This window comes from Colwellia meonggei (genome assembly GCF_057537295.1).
The window spans coordinates 50,655-65,956 of sequence record NZ_BAAJLZ010000011.1; the positions used below are offsets into that span (position 1 = coordinate 50,655).

Consider the following 15,302-nt stretch of genomic DNA (forward strand, 5'->3'; position numbering starts at 1 on the left):
TTTTGGATATTTTAGTTATTGATGATAGTAGTTACCAAAGGCAAATAATTATTGCCATGATTGAAGATAGTGGTTTTAAGGCGGTATGCGCCAGCGGGCATTTAGAAGCATTAGCAATATTAGAAAATAACAATATTGACTTAATATTAATGGATATTGAAATGCCTGAAATGAATGGTTTTGAATTAACCAAAATTATTCGTTCAAAATATCAAGAATGGATGCCAATAATTTTTCTTAGTGCAAATGACAGTGAAAACTATTTAGCCAAGGGGATTGATGCAGGCGGTGATGACTATTTAACTAAGCCGGTAAAACAAGTAGTTTTAGCAGCTAAAGTTAGGGCTATGGCAAGAATCTCTCAAATGAAATCGGCATTACAGCGAGCTAATAAACAGTTGGAAGAGCTCAGTAGTATTGACCCATTAACACAACTGCTTAATCGTCGTGGGCTCGACAATATGCTCAATATTGCTTGGGAGAAAAACATTGAAGACGATGCAGAGTTTTCACTTTTAATGTTAGATATTGATTGTTTTAAGTTCTATAACGACAACTATGGTCATCAACAAGGAGACCAATGTTTAGCACAAGTCGCTAATGTTTTTAATTTCGCACTCGATCATTCAACAGATATTATCGGCCGTTACGGTGGTGAAGAGTTTATTATTGCTCTGCCTTATACGCCAATTGCTGGCGCCCGTTTTAAAGCACAAGAAATTATTAATGCATTGCTCGCTGAAAAAATTGAACATAAATACTCAACAGTATTACCGTATGTTTCGGTCAGTATTGGTGTTTCATCGACAAATTTGGGTGCCAAGAATATTAATGAGCTTATTGAGCAGGCTGATTTAGCGCTATATCAAGCTAAGGCTAATAAAAGGAATCAATATGCGGTATTTGATGCTGCATAGCGTTTATGTATTGAAACTTTAGCGTACAGATTTTTGAAGGGAAATATTTAACAGGGATAATAACTATGTCTAAGCCAAATGTATTAATCATTGATGATGACCACACCTATTTGGAGCTTTTAAATGAGGCTTTAGAGCTGGACTTTATCGTACATTGCGCAAGCAACCTTGCAGATGTTAGCAATATAATCGAAAACGTTGGTACGGATTATTTTGATATTGCCTTGGTCGATGAAAATATCGGTAATGAAAAAGGCTCAGATTGGATTAAGCAACAAGTGAGTGGCGATAATGTTGCGCGATCTTTTGTTCTATATTCAGGACTAGCCACGGAAGATGCTATTTTAAAAGGGCTAGAATGTGGTGCCGATGACTTTTTAGCTAAACCTATTTCATTGCTTGCCCTGATTAATAAATTGAAACGTTTAATTGAATATCAGGAGAAAATGCATTCATTCGAAAGCGAATTACAGTCGAAAGATCGAGTAATTAATATTTCGATGGCGCAAGCATCAAAATATGGCAGCTGTATGCAGCTGACTTCAAAACTAAACCAATGCTTTACGCTAGAAAAAATAAGAGATGAAGTGTTTTCTTATCTCTATAGCATGAACTTACAAGGCTGTATTGGTTTTTACCCTATCAGTGGTGAAAATTGTTTTTATAGTTCTAAAAATGGTGTTTGTTCGCCGGTCGAAATCGACGTTATGAAGCTGCTAAAAATAAAGCCTCGTTTATATCGATTTGGCGCACGAACTATTTTCAATCATGACTTAGTATCAATTTTAATTTTAAACCTCGAAGATGGCACTATAGATACCGATATTTATATTGATGCACTCGCTTCTGTCATTGAATGTGTAGGTGCCAGAATTGCTTTTATTAGTTATCAAAATTCATTAATAACGGTACAAGACAAAATTCAGCAAGCGGTTATCCAAACAAAAAAAATGTTAGCGATTTCAAAGCACCATCAACAAGAAGTTATGAATGAAATTGTCACTAATATTGGTCAGAGTTTTCACATATTAGATATGAGCTTTGAGCAAGAAGAATACTTAACTGATTTAGTCCATAAAGCATTAAAACGACATACGCAAGATGATATCAATTTCCTTGAAGTTGGGGAGCTACTCGATAGTGCTCTACAAAGTGTTGATGAACTTAAGTCTCTTAATTTGCAGAAAGAGGAAGAGAGTCTTGAGCTTGAAGAAGAGGATGAATTATTTTGATTGCAGCTGAAAACATTAGCTTAGCCAATATTCCGTTTGCCGTATTATGTACTGACTTTGACGGTGTTATTGTTGATTGTAATGCGCAATTGGCCTGTTTGTCGGGTTATAGCGTTGAGCAGTTAATTGGTGAGCCTGTTGAGCTTCTACTTCCTGAAGTACTTGCTAAGCAGCATTTGTCTAATCGCCAGTCGCATGCTCATGGCAGTAATATTGTTACCCACCCTCAGCATATTTTGCTACTTAACCAATCAGAGCAATCAATACCTTGTACTATACGTATTACTAAGCAGGAATATGGTTATGCGGTATTTCTAACTGAGTATTTAGAAGCCGCAAGCTTTAATCATGACCCTTCAACCAAAGATGTAAAACAGGTACTCAGTAGTATTGAAGAGGCGTTTTGGGAATGGAACATTGAAAAGAAGATTATGTTCTATTCGGCGCATATGATGGCAATTTTAGATTACGGCGAAGAAGCATTCACCGGTTCAGCAACATTAGGTAAAGAACTCGTAACGAAAGATGTTTTGAAAAATATATACGCTATGTTTAGTGAACATCTTAATGGACGCACACCTTGCGTAAATATGACGTTTCCTATTAAAACTAAATTTGGCATAACGAAATGGTTATGCATTGTTGGAAAAGTGTTTACGTATAAAGATAATAAACCACATAAAATGTTTGGTTCGGTTAAAGATATTACAGAAAATTATCAGTTAGTTGAACGTCTAAAAGAAAAAAACAATTACCTAGTACTAGCGGAAGAACTGATGCACTCGGGGCATTGGCGATACGATATTTTTTCAGAGGAGTTGTTTTGGTCAACCGGTATTTATCATATTCATGGTCTAGATCCTGGTAGTTATAAACCTGATGTCCACAGTGCTTTAAGCCACTATATTGAAGAGCAACAGCCAATAATTCGAGATAAAATGGCGCAAGCCATAAAGCTAAAACAAGGATTTTATCTCAAAAGTATCATTAAGAATCTTTCCGGACAACAAGTGAAAGTTGAAGTATTAGCGGAGGTAGAAATTGATTATAATGGTGAGGTTACTGGTATTTTTGGTATTTGTCGCGATATCACAAAATCTGAAGAAATCATTGAGAAGCTTAAACTATTAGCACTAGTTAATAACACTATTAAGGTGCCAATTTTCTTTATTGATGAAAATGACAACGTGGTTTATCAAGATCTTTCGCCACAAAATCATGGCGAAAACTCAGTTTTGTTTAATTATATTAATTTTAGTATTACTGATTATATTAGCTATAAACGTATGGCAAAGGCACAAGGCCAGATTAAGAAAAATAGCATTAGTTTTGATAAATATAATTCTGTTTTTGATTTATCTATAACTTATGAGCGGGATGAAGGGGTTTATATTTGGATTGTTGAAGACATCACTGAAAAGTTTCGTAAAGATCAACAACAAATTATTAGTAATAGGCTAGCATTGCTCGGAAATACATTTGGTAATGTTTCTCACGATATCAATAATGTTTTAGGTGTAGCTCTCGGGGCAACTGAAATGTTGGAGCTTAGGTTTAATCAAGGGGAGCGAGATATTCATGGCTATATTGAACGAGTTAAAAATGCCATAGATAAAGGTAAAAGTGTCACCGAGCGTTTGTTAGCCTTTACGCGTAAACCTACAGTAAAAGTTATTGAATTCGACCCGATGAAAGAAATTACAGAAAACCAATATTTATTTAAACAATTATTGTTACCCACAATTGATTTTACTTTAGACATTAGCAAAGTTAACTGCGCAATAAAATTCCCTCAGGGGGAGTTTATTAACATTCTATTGAATTTAGTGCTTAATTCGCAAGATGCAATTCAAGAGCAAGGCCTGATTGGTAAAATTCATATTTCCGCGAATTTATTATCGGAGAATCGTTTAGAAATTCATGTTCAAGATAGTGGTATAGGTATCGAGCAAGAAAATATTTCAAAAATATTTGACCCTTTTTACAGCAGTAAATCTGTTAACAAAGGTAATGGTATTGGCTTAGCTAATGTGTACAGCACCATATATAAACACAATGGTCAGATACAAGTTGAAGGTAAGGGAGAGCTTGGTGGTGCGCATTTCACTTTAGTATTTAAATGTAATGGTGCTCCACATTTAAGTTTAGTGGGAGCGGAGCATAAAGCTAAGTTACATATGCCAGGTAAGCGAGCGCTGATCCTCGATGACGAAGAAAGTATTGCTGAATTTATTTCTATTTACCTTGAAAGTGAAGGGGTTTTTGCTAGCCATGTTACAGATAAAGCCATGCTTTTGAAAAAATTAGCGAGTGACGAAAAGTTTGATATTTTTATTACTGACATGATTTTACCAGATGTTTCAGGCAGGGAAGCAGTGGATCTTGTTAAAGCAAAGTTTCCAGATATTAGTATTTATTCCATTAGTGGTTATATAGCAGAAGAAGACAATCAATGGCCATACCCAGTATTACGCAAACCATTTAATTCAAAAGAGCTTTGTAACTTTTTAGTTGAGCAGTATTAGCTGCTTTATATGCCGATTTAAATAAGGCACCGATGAGGTTTTACATACTGAATTGCAATTTATTTCGTTCTTTCTCAATGAAAATAGGCCATTTAATCAATTAAGCCATTTATCCCTCGAATTTTTTTGTTAAGCTGCGTGCTCTTTTATAAAAATAATAATATCTTTGGAGAACAATGTGGTTGAGCCGAGCTTTATTGAAGTATGGATAGGAACGGTTAACGGTTATTTATGGGGCAGTATTTTAATTTATCTGCTCAGTGCCTGTGGTATCTGGTTTACCATTCGACTAAAAGGGCTACAAATTCGTCGTTTTTTCCATATGTTCAGCATCTTGAAATCTAGTCGAAAAAGCTCAAGCCAAGGTATTTCTTCATTTCAGGCGCTTTGTACGTCGTTAGCCGCCCGTGTTGGCACGGGGAATTTGATGGGCGTTGCAGTCGCCATATCATTAGGTGGTGCGGGTGCTGTATTCTGGATGTGGTTAATTGCTTTGGTTGGCATGGCCACTGCATTTGCCGAAAGCGCTTTAGGTCAACTTTATAAAGAGCGTGACAGTAATGGCAATTTTCGTGGTGGCCCAGCCTATTATATGAGCAAGGGTTTAAATAATAAAAAATTGGCAGTAACGTTTTCATTGTGTTTATTTTTTGGTTATGGCTTTGTCTTCAGCGCAGTACAAGCTAACTCAATTACTGACGCTTTTAATGGCTCATACGGTTTTAATCCACTTTATACCGGCATAGTTATTACCCTAGCGGCAGGTTTTATTGTTTTTGGCGGCTTAAAAAACATTGCTCGATTTGCAGAATTGACCGTGCCTTTTATGGGCCTACTTTATTTACTTGTTTGTATCAGCGTAATTTTTCTTAATATTGAAAAAATTCCAGCGGTTATTAGTAATATTTTTGCCTCAGCTTTTGGTTTAAAAGAAGCTGGTAGTGGCTTAGTAGGTGCTGCGATAGTACAAGGTGTTAAGCGAGGCTTATATTCGAATGAGGCAGGTATGGGCAGCTCACCTAATGCTGCGGCTGCGGCTGAGCCTTTCCCTCCGCACCCAGTATCACAGGGTTATATTCAAATGTTAGCGGTATTTTTTGATACCATTGTTATTTGTTCATGCACGGCAATATTGATTTTATTATTCAAGGATACTGGTAGTGAAGCACAAGGAATTCAGCTGACGCAACAAGCGTTAGCCTATCAAGTGGGATCATGGGGAAGTGATTTTATTACTATTGCAATTTTGTTGTTTGCATTCACTTCTATCGTTGCTAATTTTGCTTACGCTGATAATAATCTGAAATATTTGAATATGGATAATTTGCTGGGGCGGTGGTTTTTACGTATTGGCTTTTTATTAATGTTAGTGTTTGGCTCTGTTGCTACTTTGCCGGAAGTAATCGCCTTAGCAGATTTATCAACTGGATTAATGACAATTTTTAATGTTACTGCACTATTTTTACTTTCAAAAGTCGTTATTACTATTGCTAAAGATTATCATCAACAACATGATAATGGCGAATTACCGCGCTACCAGCCAGATAATGCCGAACAACAACGCTTTAATTTGACTAAAGGTATTTGGAATAATAAGTAGTGTTATTTTAATACCAACAAGTGTTAACAAAGCTGCTATAATCCGCGCCTTAATATTTTGGGGCGCGTTTTTATAACTGCGCTATTGATGATGAAAAGATGGTGATGTGATGAGTGTGGATGCAATAGGTTTATCGACTAATTTATTAAAGGCGGTAAAAGCATGTGGTTATAAAACCCTAACGCCAATTCAGCAACAAGCTATTCCCATGATCCGTACCGGTGTTGATATTTTAGCGAGTGCACAAACCGGTACAGGTAAAACAGCAGCTTTTTCATTACCAATATTAGATATATTGGCACGCAAGGTAAAACCTGATGTAGAAGGTTTTGATACTACCACAACGGTTAAAGCCTTGATTTTAACGCCAACTAGAGAGCTTGCAGCACAAGTTTCTGATAACATCAAAGCCTATAGTGAATTCTTACCTTTACGAAGTGGTGCGGTGTTTGGTGGTGCTAATATGCCACCACAAACCAAAATGTTAAAAAATGGTGTTGATGTGTTAGTGGCAACGCCAGGTCGATTAATAGAGCATCTTGAGCAAAGAAACCTCGATTTATCACAAGTACAATTCTTAGTGCTTGATGAGGCTGATCGTATGTTAGATATGGGCTTTTACAACGATATTGAACGTATTTCTGCGATGATTAAAGCAAAACATCAAACACTGATGTTTTCTGCAACATTTTCCAATAAAGTTAAAACGCTAGCGAAGAAAATTTTAAAAACACCTAAAACGATTGAAGTTGCACGTCAAAACTCAACATCAGGTAAAGTTAAGCAGTCAGTTTATTGGGTGTCAGAAACGCGTAAAGCAGAATTATTATCTGAGCTTATTGGCGTTAATAATTGGCGACAAGTGTTGGTATTTGCCGGTACTAAAGAAAGTGCTAATGTATTAGCAAAAGAACTAAAACTTGACGGTATAAAGGCGGCATTGTGCCATGGTGATAAAACCCAAGGGGCGCGTAACAAAGCACTGGAGCAGTTTGTTGATGGCACCGTACGCGTACTTGTCGCCACTGATGTTGCAGCGCGCGGACTTGATATAGCTGATTTACCGTATGTGGTTAACTTCCACTTACCATTTTTAGCAGAAGACTATGTGCATCGTATTGGCCGAACAGGTCGAGCAGGCAAGTCTGGTACGGCAATTTCTTTAGTGAGTCCAAAAGATGAGCAGTTTTTAGATAACATTGAGGCATTAATTGGACGTAAGTTTGAGCGTATTATTGTTCCTGGTTATGAGTTAGATAGAGCTTTACCATCGCAATACGATGCCAAAGAAGATGCGCCATTAAAGAAGAGTCGATATAAGGCAACGCAAGAGAAAAACCAGATGCTAGCGCGTAAAAAGGCCAATGCTACGCCAGCAGCGAAACGTCGTGCTAAAGCTAAAAAGCAACAAAATAAAAGCGCTCCTAAAAAACGCCGTTAATAAAACATATTATAAATTTTATTTTGATATTGCTTCATGCACAACGATGATCATTTTATAGAAGTACCATTTGAACATAGGCACCAGTGCTGGTTTTGCGAAGAGCCAGCCGGAGCCCATTTTACTTTCCCTCATCAATACCATCTTATTTTTGATTGTAGTCATCCAACACTGACATTACCCAGCTGCGACGAATGCAATAGTGCGGCTTTGCGAGCAAAAGTAAATACTATTTGGCAAGTAAAACAATTTGTTAAAAAATACCTTATTAAAAAGTATAAAAAAGATTTAGCCATAGGGCTTAATTGGACACAACAAGAGTTAGCAAACTCTGGCTTTGAAGAAGGTTGTTTTGCTGGTTTTCAAAAAAGTGCCTGGTTTATGTATGAAGTGGCAAAGCAACGGGTTAACTCAAAGGGGTGGCCACTAATACTAAACGGTATGGAGCTAGAACAAGAAGATACTGTTGTCAGCTTTTTATTTGATGGTGTGTATTACCCGAGTGTTGAACAGGCTATTGAGCACTATTGTGACAACTTTACTTTAGATAGGTTGTTTTTTCGTCAGTTGCTGGCAAAGCTTGGCACAGAACAGTTCTCTTTAGCGGTAAGAATTTGCCGCATGCATATTATTTCAACACCTGATGAAAAACGTCAGGTGTTGAAGGAAGTTACATAATATATTGGACGTTAACTGGTTTTCTGAGAAACAACACTAAGTTTTCTTGGCATATTCATTTTTTGCGAATAAAGCGCGGTATCAGCTCGCTGAAAAAAACTGTCAGCAGAATCAGCTCTGTTCATAAAGGCTAAGCCAAGGCTACTGGTAACGTTATATTTAGTTAATAGCGTATCATTTTCCATAGTTTGATAAATTCGATGCTCAATGGCAGCTAACGACTGTTCGCAAGCATCTTCAACAATTACGGCAAATTCGTCACCGCCAAAGCGGAATATGCTGTCAGTACCCCTAACACTTTGTCGGAGTGCATTAGCAAAATGCTCTAAAACATGATCACCAACTATGTGACCAAACGAATCATTAATTGCCTTAAATTTATTTAGATCACACAAGATTAAGCCAACACGAGTATGTCGACGATTTGCCTGTGCCATAGTGCGCTGTAGTTGTTTGTCAAAACTTCGACGGTTACCTAATCCTGTTAATGCATCTTGCATGGCTAATTGCATTGCTTGATGATAACGAATAGCATTATTCAGTGGATTGACAAGTAACTGATGAAGCTCTGTTAGTATTTTGAAATTCGTGATACTTACAGGACTGTTAACGGAGTAACTTAATAAACCAATAAACTTTCCATTAAGCTTAAGTTCAAACTGTCGCTCTGCTTTAGCTTGTCTACTGCCTCTTGCTGTTGCACAAATTTCGTTGTACTTAAAATAAACTCCAGTAAAATCAAGGTATTTTGATACTTCTGTCGCAAAGATATCAATCAAGCCCTTGACGTCCAATGTGGTTTGTAACTGCTCAAGCAAGGCAAGGTTTCGTTCACTATTTTTGTCGTTATGTTGAAATAACGTGAAAGCGTTAAACTTTGAATTTGGATGATTAACAATATTTACTGTGCGCATATAATGTACCGTTCATTTGGGGGCTGTAACTTCATTTTTATTAAAGCAATAAATATACCTATTTTTTACTGTTGTTTAATTATTGTAAAAATATCAGCCTGAATGTAAATGAAGTGTTTTGACCTTCGGGTTTTAACCTCTTAATAAAGGAAATTGTTTTGCGTACCTAGACGTTTTATTTTCGTAAAAATTACATGCTCTCTTTTTGGTACCATATTAGTGAAGTTATCCGTAAAAATTTTAAATTATCTTAGACAAACAGCCATTTAGGGGGCTAAACTTAGACTAGTTGCTTGTTTCTCAATGCAGCATTGCCGTTTCTCATTTCGTAAGGATTACATGTGACAGGTCATTTAGAATTACTGGCAATACTAACTAGTGCCGTATTAATTGTTTGGTTATTTCGTCGTTTACAACTGCCGGCTATTTTAGCTTACCTAGTTGCGGGAGTATTAGTGGGCGAGCATGGTTTGGCATTGGCACAGGAACATGTTGATTACGAACACTTTGCTGAATTAGGTATTGTGTTTTTATTGTTTACGCTTGGGCTTGAGTTCTCGTTGCCTAAGTTGATGGCAATGCGGCACCTAGTGGTAACTGTTGGCAGTTTGCAGGTAAGCATTTCATTAGTGTTGTTTATGGTCGTCTCAATGTTGTTTGGCGAGAGTTTTGCCGCGTCATTAACTATTGGTGGTATTTTAGCGCTATCTTCAACCGCAATTGTTATTAGGCAATTAAGTGAAAGTGGTGGCATGAAGAAAAAGTCCGGGCAGTTATCTGTTGCTGTTTTACTTTTCCAAGATGTTGCAGTTGTCCCGTTGTTAATTATTATACCTTTACTGGCGCAAGGCGGAGATTCATCGTTTATCTTGGCACTGCTATTTGCCTTAGTAAAAGGCGTTTTTGTAGTCTCATTATTGCTTTTTGCTGGTAAGTGGATATTGCCGCGATTGTTTAACATGGTTGCGCAAGTAAGAACCGATGAGTTATTTGTTTTAACGACCCTATTAGTCACGCTGGTGGCTTCAGCATTAACCCAGTGGTTCGGCTTATCAATGGCATTAGGTGCCTTCTTAGCGGGTATGATGCTTGGCGAAAGCCAATACAAGCACCAATTAGAAGCTGATATTAGGCCTTATCGTGACATACTGCTTGGCTTGTTTTTTGTGACTGTCGGTATGAAGTTAGATATTAACGTTGTTTTTTCTTCACCATTTACCATTATTTTATTATTAGTTTGCTTTATGGCGGTAAAAACTGTCGTGATTAGCATATTAGCAATACGGGCGGGTGAGTCACCTAAAGATGCTTGGGCCTCAGGTATTATGCTGGCGCAAATGGGCGAATTTGGCTTTGTATTGATTGCCTTAGCAAGCCAAGTAGAAATTCTTCCTGATAAAACGGCTTCTATTTTATTAGGAACGGGTGTATTAAGTATGGCAATAACGCCTTATATGGTTGCTCACGCCCGTAGTTGGGCATTGTGGTTTAGTCGTGAAAAGCAAATTGATACTGAACCTTTAGAACAACTGCCAAAAAGCACAAACCTAAATGAGCATGTGATTATTTGTGGCTTTGGGCGCATTGGTCAAACAGTTAGTCGATTTTTAAAGCAAGAGTCAATAGACTTCGTTGCTATCGATATTGACCCATTAAGAGCCACAAAAGCACGTGAGGCGGGTGAGAATGTTTTATTTGGTTCTTCTCGTCAAGCTGAGTTATTACATGCTGCACAATTATCTAAGGCTAAATTAGTTGTGATTGCATTTGGTGAAGATAAGCAATCGATTGATGTTATTCAAAGAGTTCGCTCTTTAGCGCCAGAGGTGCCTATTTTGGTGAGAACACGTAACGATGATCAGCTTGATGAGTTACATGCTGCTGGCGCAAATGAAGTTGTGCCTGAAAGCTTGGAAGGGAGTCTGATGTTGGTATCTCAGGTGCTTTCTTTAACAGGTGTACCTTTTTCAAAAATTGTCCGTCGTGTGCAAAAAGAGCGTAAAAATCATTACAACCACTTGCATGGGTTCTTCCAGGGTGAACATACTGATATGAGCCCTGATGCGATTGACCGTATTGAATTCGCTCACGCAATTATTTTAACTAATAATTCCTATGCTAACGGTCACTCTATTGAGTCGCTAAAACTGCATGAACGTCGCGTTGTTGTTGTGGCATTAAGACGTGATGATATTGAAACGGAAGATCCGACACCTGAAACCATTTTAAAGCCTCAAGATACCTTGATTGTGCGTGGCAAACCTCGCCGTGTTGAAAGGGCAGAGCGATTTGTACAGGAAGGGCCTTAGCAAATAGGCTGGCATTTATATCGCGGTTTAAAAATATTAGCAGCAAAGTAAGCGCTTGATAATTAGTGCATGCTTTGCTGTTGCTTAAACTATTACCAGTATTGCTGTGAAAATTTATAAGTTAAGAAATTCGCGAATTTTATTTTCTTGCTCTAACGCATCATTAAAGCCTAAATTAATTAATTCTTTACAATAATTTTTATCGAATAATAAATAACTGACTAAACTCGATTCTGCGTCATTAGTAATACCAACACTGCGCAGTAATAGTCTGATAGATAGTGGCAATCTATCAAAATAATTAACCGCAATGGCATTAAAGTCATGACTTGGATTAATTAGCAAAGACTCTATATTTTTTAATCCTACGGTTTCTTGTTTTAAATGTTCGGGTATTAATGACAAAGTGTGGTTGACACGCTCCATACGCTCAATATCACTTTGTAAAGTATCAGAGAAAATCGTATCTAGTAGGTGACCTGCAATAGTTGCCGTTGTTGGAGGGTGAGGGTTGTTTTCTTGTGCGTGCATTGGCTCTTTCGGCTGTTCAACACCAACAATGAATATTTTTTCTGCGCCTAAATGTATTGCTGGACTTAATGGTGAAAGCTGATGAATAGATCCGTCGCCCAAATGATCATGTTTAACCTTAGCTGAAGGAAACACTAAAGGAATAGCAGCGGAGGCCATTAAATGCTGGCTGTTCAATTGGGTTGGCTCACCTCGACGCTTTGCTCTAAACCAAGGCGATATAGATTCCAACGATTGAAAAAAACTAATGGAGTCACCGCTGGTATAACTTGAAGCTGTTACAGAAACCGCTGATAAATATCCACGCCTAATATTGGTATCAATGCGACTAAAATCTATCACCATGTTTAGTAAATCGAGTAATGGCGCATTATTCAATAAACTTCGAGCTCGTTTATTTGCATAGTCTGCTTGAAAGCTGCCAAGCAAGCCTGCTGATAAATGGCTAAATACACGTATAGCATCACTATGGTAAATACGTCCAGGATCGAGGTTTTTCCAAACCCATTCGAGTTTCTTAACGCCTAATTGAAAGCATGAGGCATAACAGGCTAAAGCGGTTGAATTAATTGCGCCGGCAGATGTGCCACAAATAATAGGGAAGGGAATACCATGATTTCTTGGGATAAACTTGGCAATTGCCGATAATACACCAACTTGATAAGCCGCACGAGCGCCACCTCCAGTTAAAACGAGTGCATTGTTGCTATTAATATAACTGCGTTTATGTGGCATTTAGACAACCAAAACTATAACTATTTTATAAAGATTTTAATCCGTTTTTTAGCAGGTAGCTAGTTGAAATTAAAGATTTAAATATTATTTAATCGGAAAAGAAAAAAAGGCCAGCATATGCTGGCCTTTTTAAAGACATAAGAATTATTAACTAGTAAAACATCGAACTTACAATAAGTATTAACGCCTACTGGAAAATAAATTTCTAGCTGCTTACACGTTTGTTAGCAGCGTCGATTAATGGTTGCGATCCATTTTGAATAAGTGCCAAGTTAGCTGAAACAGTTTTCTTTGGTAATTTACTAATCATCAAAGAACCAGTTTTTACTGAACCTTTAGTAGCAGCGAATTCTAACAAGTTTTTACCATTACACTGGATACCCGCGAAGATATTACGAATTTTTAATTTATTCGTCTTTAAAAATGAACGCATACGTTTCTTGTCGTCGGCGGCAACATACTCACATACATTTTGTGCAATGTCGGCGGCTTGCGCTTTCGGCGCAGATATAATAGACGTCATCGTTAAAGCAGTAACGGTAGTAACTAGTAATAATTTTTTCATTTTAATAACCTTTTATAATACAAATAGAGTTAGTAAAAGAAAAAACCACAGGATGTACCTAATAACTCGGTAACTCCGCTGTCATAGATAAATACAGAATTATACTTACCCTTAGACCGGTGGTTTTGCGTAACACGTTTTCGCGTGTCTTGCCTTTTCTTTGTCAATTTCAGTATTACCAAATCTTGAATTAAATGCAACTGCTTTGTTGCATTTTGTTTTCCATAGTTAAAGGTTTTTATATTTAATTCTTTTAAAACAATCAATTATTTTGATTTTAGGAATGAGTGTAATTTAGAGGGGTTTACAGTTTTAGGACAAATACCTACATATTGTAAGAAATTAACCACAAAAAAAGGGGCTAATGCCCCCTAATTTAATCGTTTTTTGTTAACTATTTGTTATTACGTTTAAAAAGTCATCTCAGGAATATCACCGTCAACAACCAATTTACCTTCGGTTAATGAAATGATTTCTTCTACCGATACACCTGGAGCACGCTCTAATAAATAGAATTTACCATTTTTAATTTCAATAAAAGCTAAGTCAGTTAATACTTTTTTTATGCAACCTTTACCCGTTAACGGTAGTGTACAGTTACTGAGTAGTTTTGAAACGCCATGTTTTGATGCGTGAGTCATGGTCACGATAATGTTATCGGCACCAGCAACTAAATCCATTGCTCCGCCCATACCTTTAATTAGCTTGCCTGGGATCATGTACGAGGCAATGTTGCCGTTAACGTCCACTTCAAAAGCGCCTAAAACGGTTAAATCAACATGACCACCGCGGATCATGGCAAAAGATTCTGCTGAATCAAAAATTGATGCACCCGTTGCCATAGTTACCGTTTGTTTACCTGCATTAATTAAGTCAGCGTCAATTTCTGCTTCGGTAGGGAATTGCCCCATACCTAATAGACCATTTTCCGACTGCAGCATCACTTCCATTCCCTCAGGTACGTAGTTGGCCACTAATGTTGGAATGCCTATGCCTAAATTAACGTAGTAACCGTCTTGTAACTCTTGCGCAACGCGTTGTGCTAGTTGTTCTCTTGATAAAGCCATAAATTACTCCTTACTAACACTTATAATTATGTATCGCTGCGAACAGTACGTTGTTCAATGCGTTTTTCAAATGAACCCAATATTAAACGGTTAACGTAAATACCTGGTGTATGAATGTGATCTGGGTCTAACTCACCAGGTTCAACAATTTCTTCTACTTCTACTACAGTAATTTTACCCGCCGCTGCTGCCATAGGATTGAAGTTACGAGCAGTTTTTCTAAACACTAAGTTGCCGTAGCGATCTGCTTTCCAAGCTTTAACAATGGCAAAGTCGCCTTTAATAGCAGGTTCTAAAATGTAATGCCTACCGTCAAATTCTCGCTCTTCTTTGCCCTCTGCAACAGGAGTACCGTAACCTGTCGCCGTGTAGAATGCAGGAATACCGGCTCCGCCGGCACGCATTTTTTCGGCTAGTGTTCCTTGAGGCGTTAATTCCACTTCAAGTTCGCCATTCATCATTTGACGTTCAAATTCAGCATTTTCGCCAACATATGAGGCGACAATTTTTTTGATTTGACGATCAGGAAGTAAAATACCTAAGCCAAAGTCGTCGACACCGCAGTTATTTGAAACCACAGTTAAACCTTTGGTGCCTTTACGTTTAATTTCACTAATTAAATTTTCTGGAATACCACATAAGCCAAAACCACCGGCAATTACGGTCATATTATCTTCAAGACCTGCCATAGCTTCTTCATAGCTTGACACTACCTTGTCAAATCCTGCCATTGTTTGTTCCTCATTAATAAATTTTTGTCGTTATTTTTAATCTTTACATTTAAATAC

The 15,302-nt window shown here is 37.5% G+C and carries 12 protein-coding genes and 1 riboswitch; of the genes, 7 read left to right on the forward strand and 5 right to left on the reverse strand.

Features of this window, described 5'->3' with window-relative positions:
* The first annotated feature begins 2 nt into the window (after positions 1 to 2).
* The 6 genes from AC27E9_RS18075 to AC27E9_RS18100 all read left to right on the forward strand — a co-directional run bounded on the left by AC27E9_RS18075 (position 3) and on the right by AC27E9_RS18100 (position 8,393).
* Positions 3 to 917 (forward strand): GGDEF domain-containing response regulator, encoded by a 915-nt coding sequence (locus AC27E9_RS18075; RefSeq protein WP_487132622.1) that lies wholly within the window; start codon positions 3 to 5, stop codon positions 915 to 917.
* Positions 918 to 982: 65 nt separating this feature from the next.
* Positions 983 to 2,149: a response regulator gene (locus AC27E9_RS18080; protein ID WP_487132624.1), complete on the forward strand. Its 1,167-nt coding sequence runs from the start codon at positions 983 to 985 to the stop codon at positions 2,147 to 2,149.
* The gene (locus AC27E9_RS18085) at positions 2,146 to 4,674 is read left to right on the forward strand and encodes a PAS domain-containing sensor histidine kinase (protein ID WP_487132626.1); all 2,529 of its coding nucleotides are present in this window, start codon (positions 2,146 to 2,148) and stop codon (positions 4,672 to 4,674) included. The genes AC27E9_RS18080 and AC27E9_RS18085 overlap by 4 nt, the downstream gene beginning before the upstream one ends.
* Positions 4,675 to 4,852: 178 nt before the next feature.
* Positions 4,853 to 6,274, forward strand: a complete 1,422-nt coding sequence (locus AC27E9_RS18090; RefSeq protein ID WP_487132628.1) for an alanine/glycine:cation symporter family protein — start codon at positions 4,853 to 4,855, stop codon at positions 6,272 to 6,274.
* Positions 6,275 to 6,383: 109 nt separating this feature from the next.
* Positions 6,384 to 7,715, forward strand: coding sequence for a DEAD/DEAH box helicase (locus AC27E9_RS18095; RefSeq protein WP_487132630.1), 1,332 nt, complete (start codon positions 6,384 to 6,386; stop codon positions 7,713 to 7,715).
* Positions 7,716 to 7,751: 36 nt separating this feature from the next.
* The gene (locus AC27E9_RS18100) at positions 7,752 to 8,393 is read left to right on the forward strand and encodes a hypothetical protein (RefSeq protein WP_487132632.1); all 642 of its coding nucleotides are present in this window, start codon (positions 7,752 to 7,754) and stop codon (positions 8,391 to 8,393) included.
* An 11-nt stretch (positions 8,394 to 8,404) separates the two neighbouring features.
* On the opposite strand, the gene AC27E9_RS18105 is transcribed toward AC27E9_RS18100, so the two are convergent.
* The gene (locus AC27E9_RS18105; RefSeq protein ID WP_487132634.1) at positions 8,405 to 9,307 is read right to left on the reverse strand and encodes a GGDEF domain-containing protein; all 903 of its coding nucleotides are present in this window, start codon (positions 9,305 to 9,307) and stop codon (positions 8,405 to 8,407) included.
* Between the two features lie 341 nt (positions 9,308 to 9,648).
* On the opposite strand from AC27E9_RS18105, the gene AC27E9_RS18110 reads away from it, so the two are divergent.
* The gene (locus AC27E9_RS18110) at positions 9,649 to 11,616 is read left to right on the forward strand and encodes a cation:proton antiporter domain-containing protein (RefSeq protein WP_487132636.1); all 1,968 of its coding nucleotides are present in this window, start codon (positions 9,649 to 9,651) and stop codon (positions 11,614 to 11,616) included.
* Positions 11,617 to 11,730: 114 nt separating this feature from the next.
* Here AC27E9_RS18110 and AC27E9_RS18115 read toward each other — a convergent pair whose 3' ends face one another.
* From AC27E9_RS18115 to AC27E9_RS18130, 4 genes are all read right to left on the reverse strand, one after another.
* Positions 11,731 to 12,882, reverse strand: coding sequence for a patatin-like phospholipase family protein (locus AC27E9_RS18115; protein ID WP_487132638.1), 1,152 nt, complete (start codon positions 12,880 to 12,882; stop codon positions 11,731 to 11,733).
* 205 nt (positions 12,883 to 13,087) lie between these two features.
* Positions 13,088 to 13,447 carry a DUF3718 domain-containing protein gene (locus AC27E9_RS18120; RefSeq protein WP_487132640.1) on the reverse strand — a complete coding sequence of 120 codons (360 nt, stop codon included), beginning with the start codon at positions 13,445 to 13,447 and terminating at the stop codon, positions 13,088 to 13,090.
* Positions 13,448 to 13,512: 65 nt separating this feature from the next.
* A riboswitch (cyclic di-GMP riboswitch) is annotated at positions 13,513 to 13,611 on the reverse strand.
* Between the two features lie 246 nt (positions 13,612 to 13,857).
* On the reverse strand, positions 13,858 to 14,514 hold the full coding sequence (locus AC27E9_RS18125) for a 3-oxoacid CoA-transferase subunit B (RefSeq protein ID WP_487132641.1): 657 nt from the start codon (positions 14,512 to 14,514) through the stop codon (positions 13,858 to 13,860).
* Between the two features lie 26 nt (positions 14,515 to 14,540).
* Complete coding sequence (locus AC27E9_RS18130; protein WP_487132643.1) at positions 14,541 to 15,245, reverse strand: CoA transferase subunit A; 705 nt, start codon at positions 15,243 to 15,245, stop codon at positions 14,541 to 14,543.
* Positions 15,246 to 15,302: the final 57 nt, after the last annotated feature.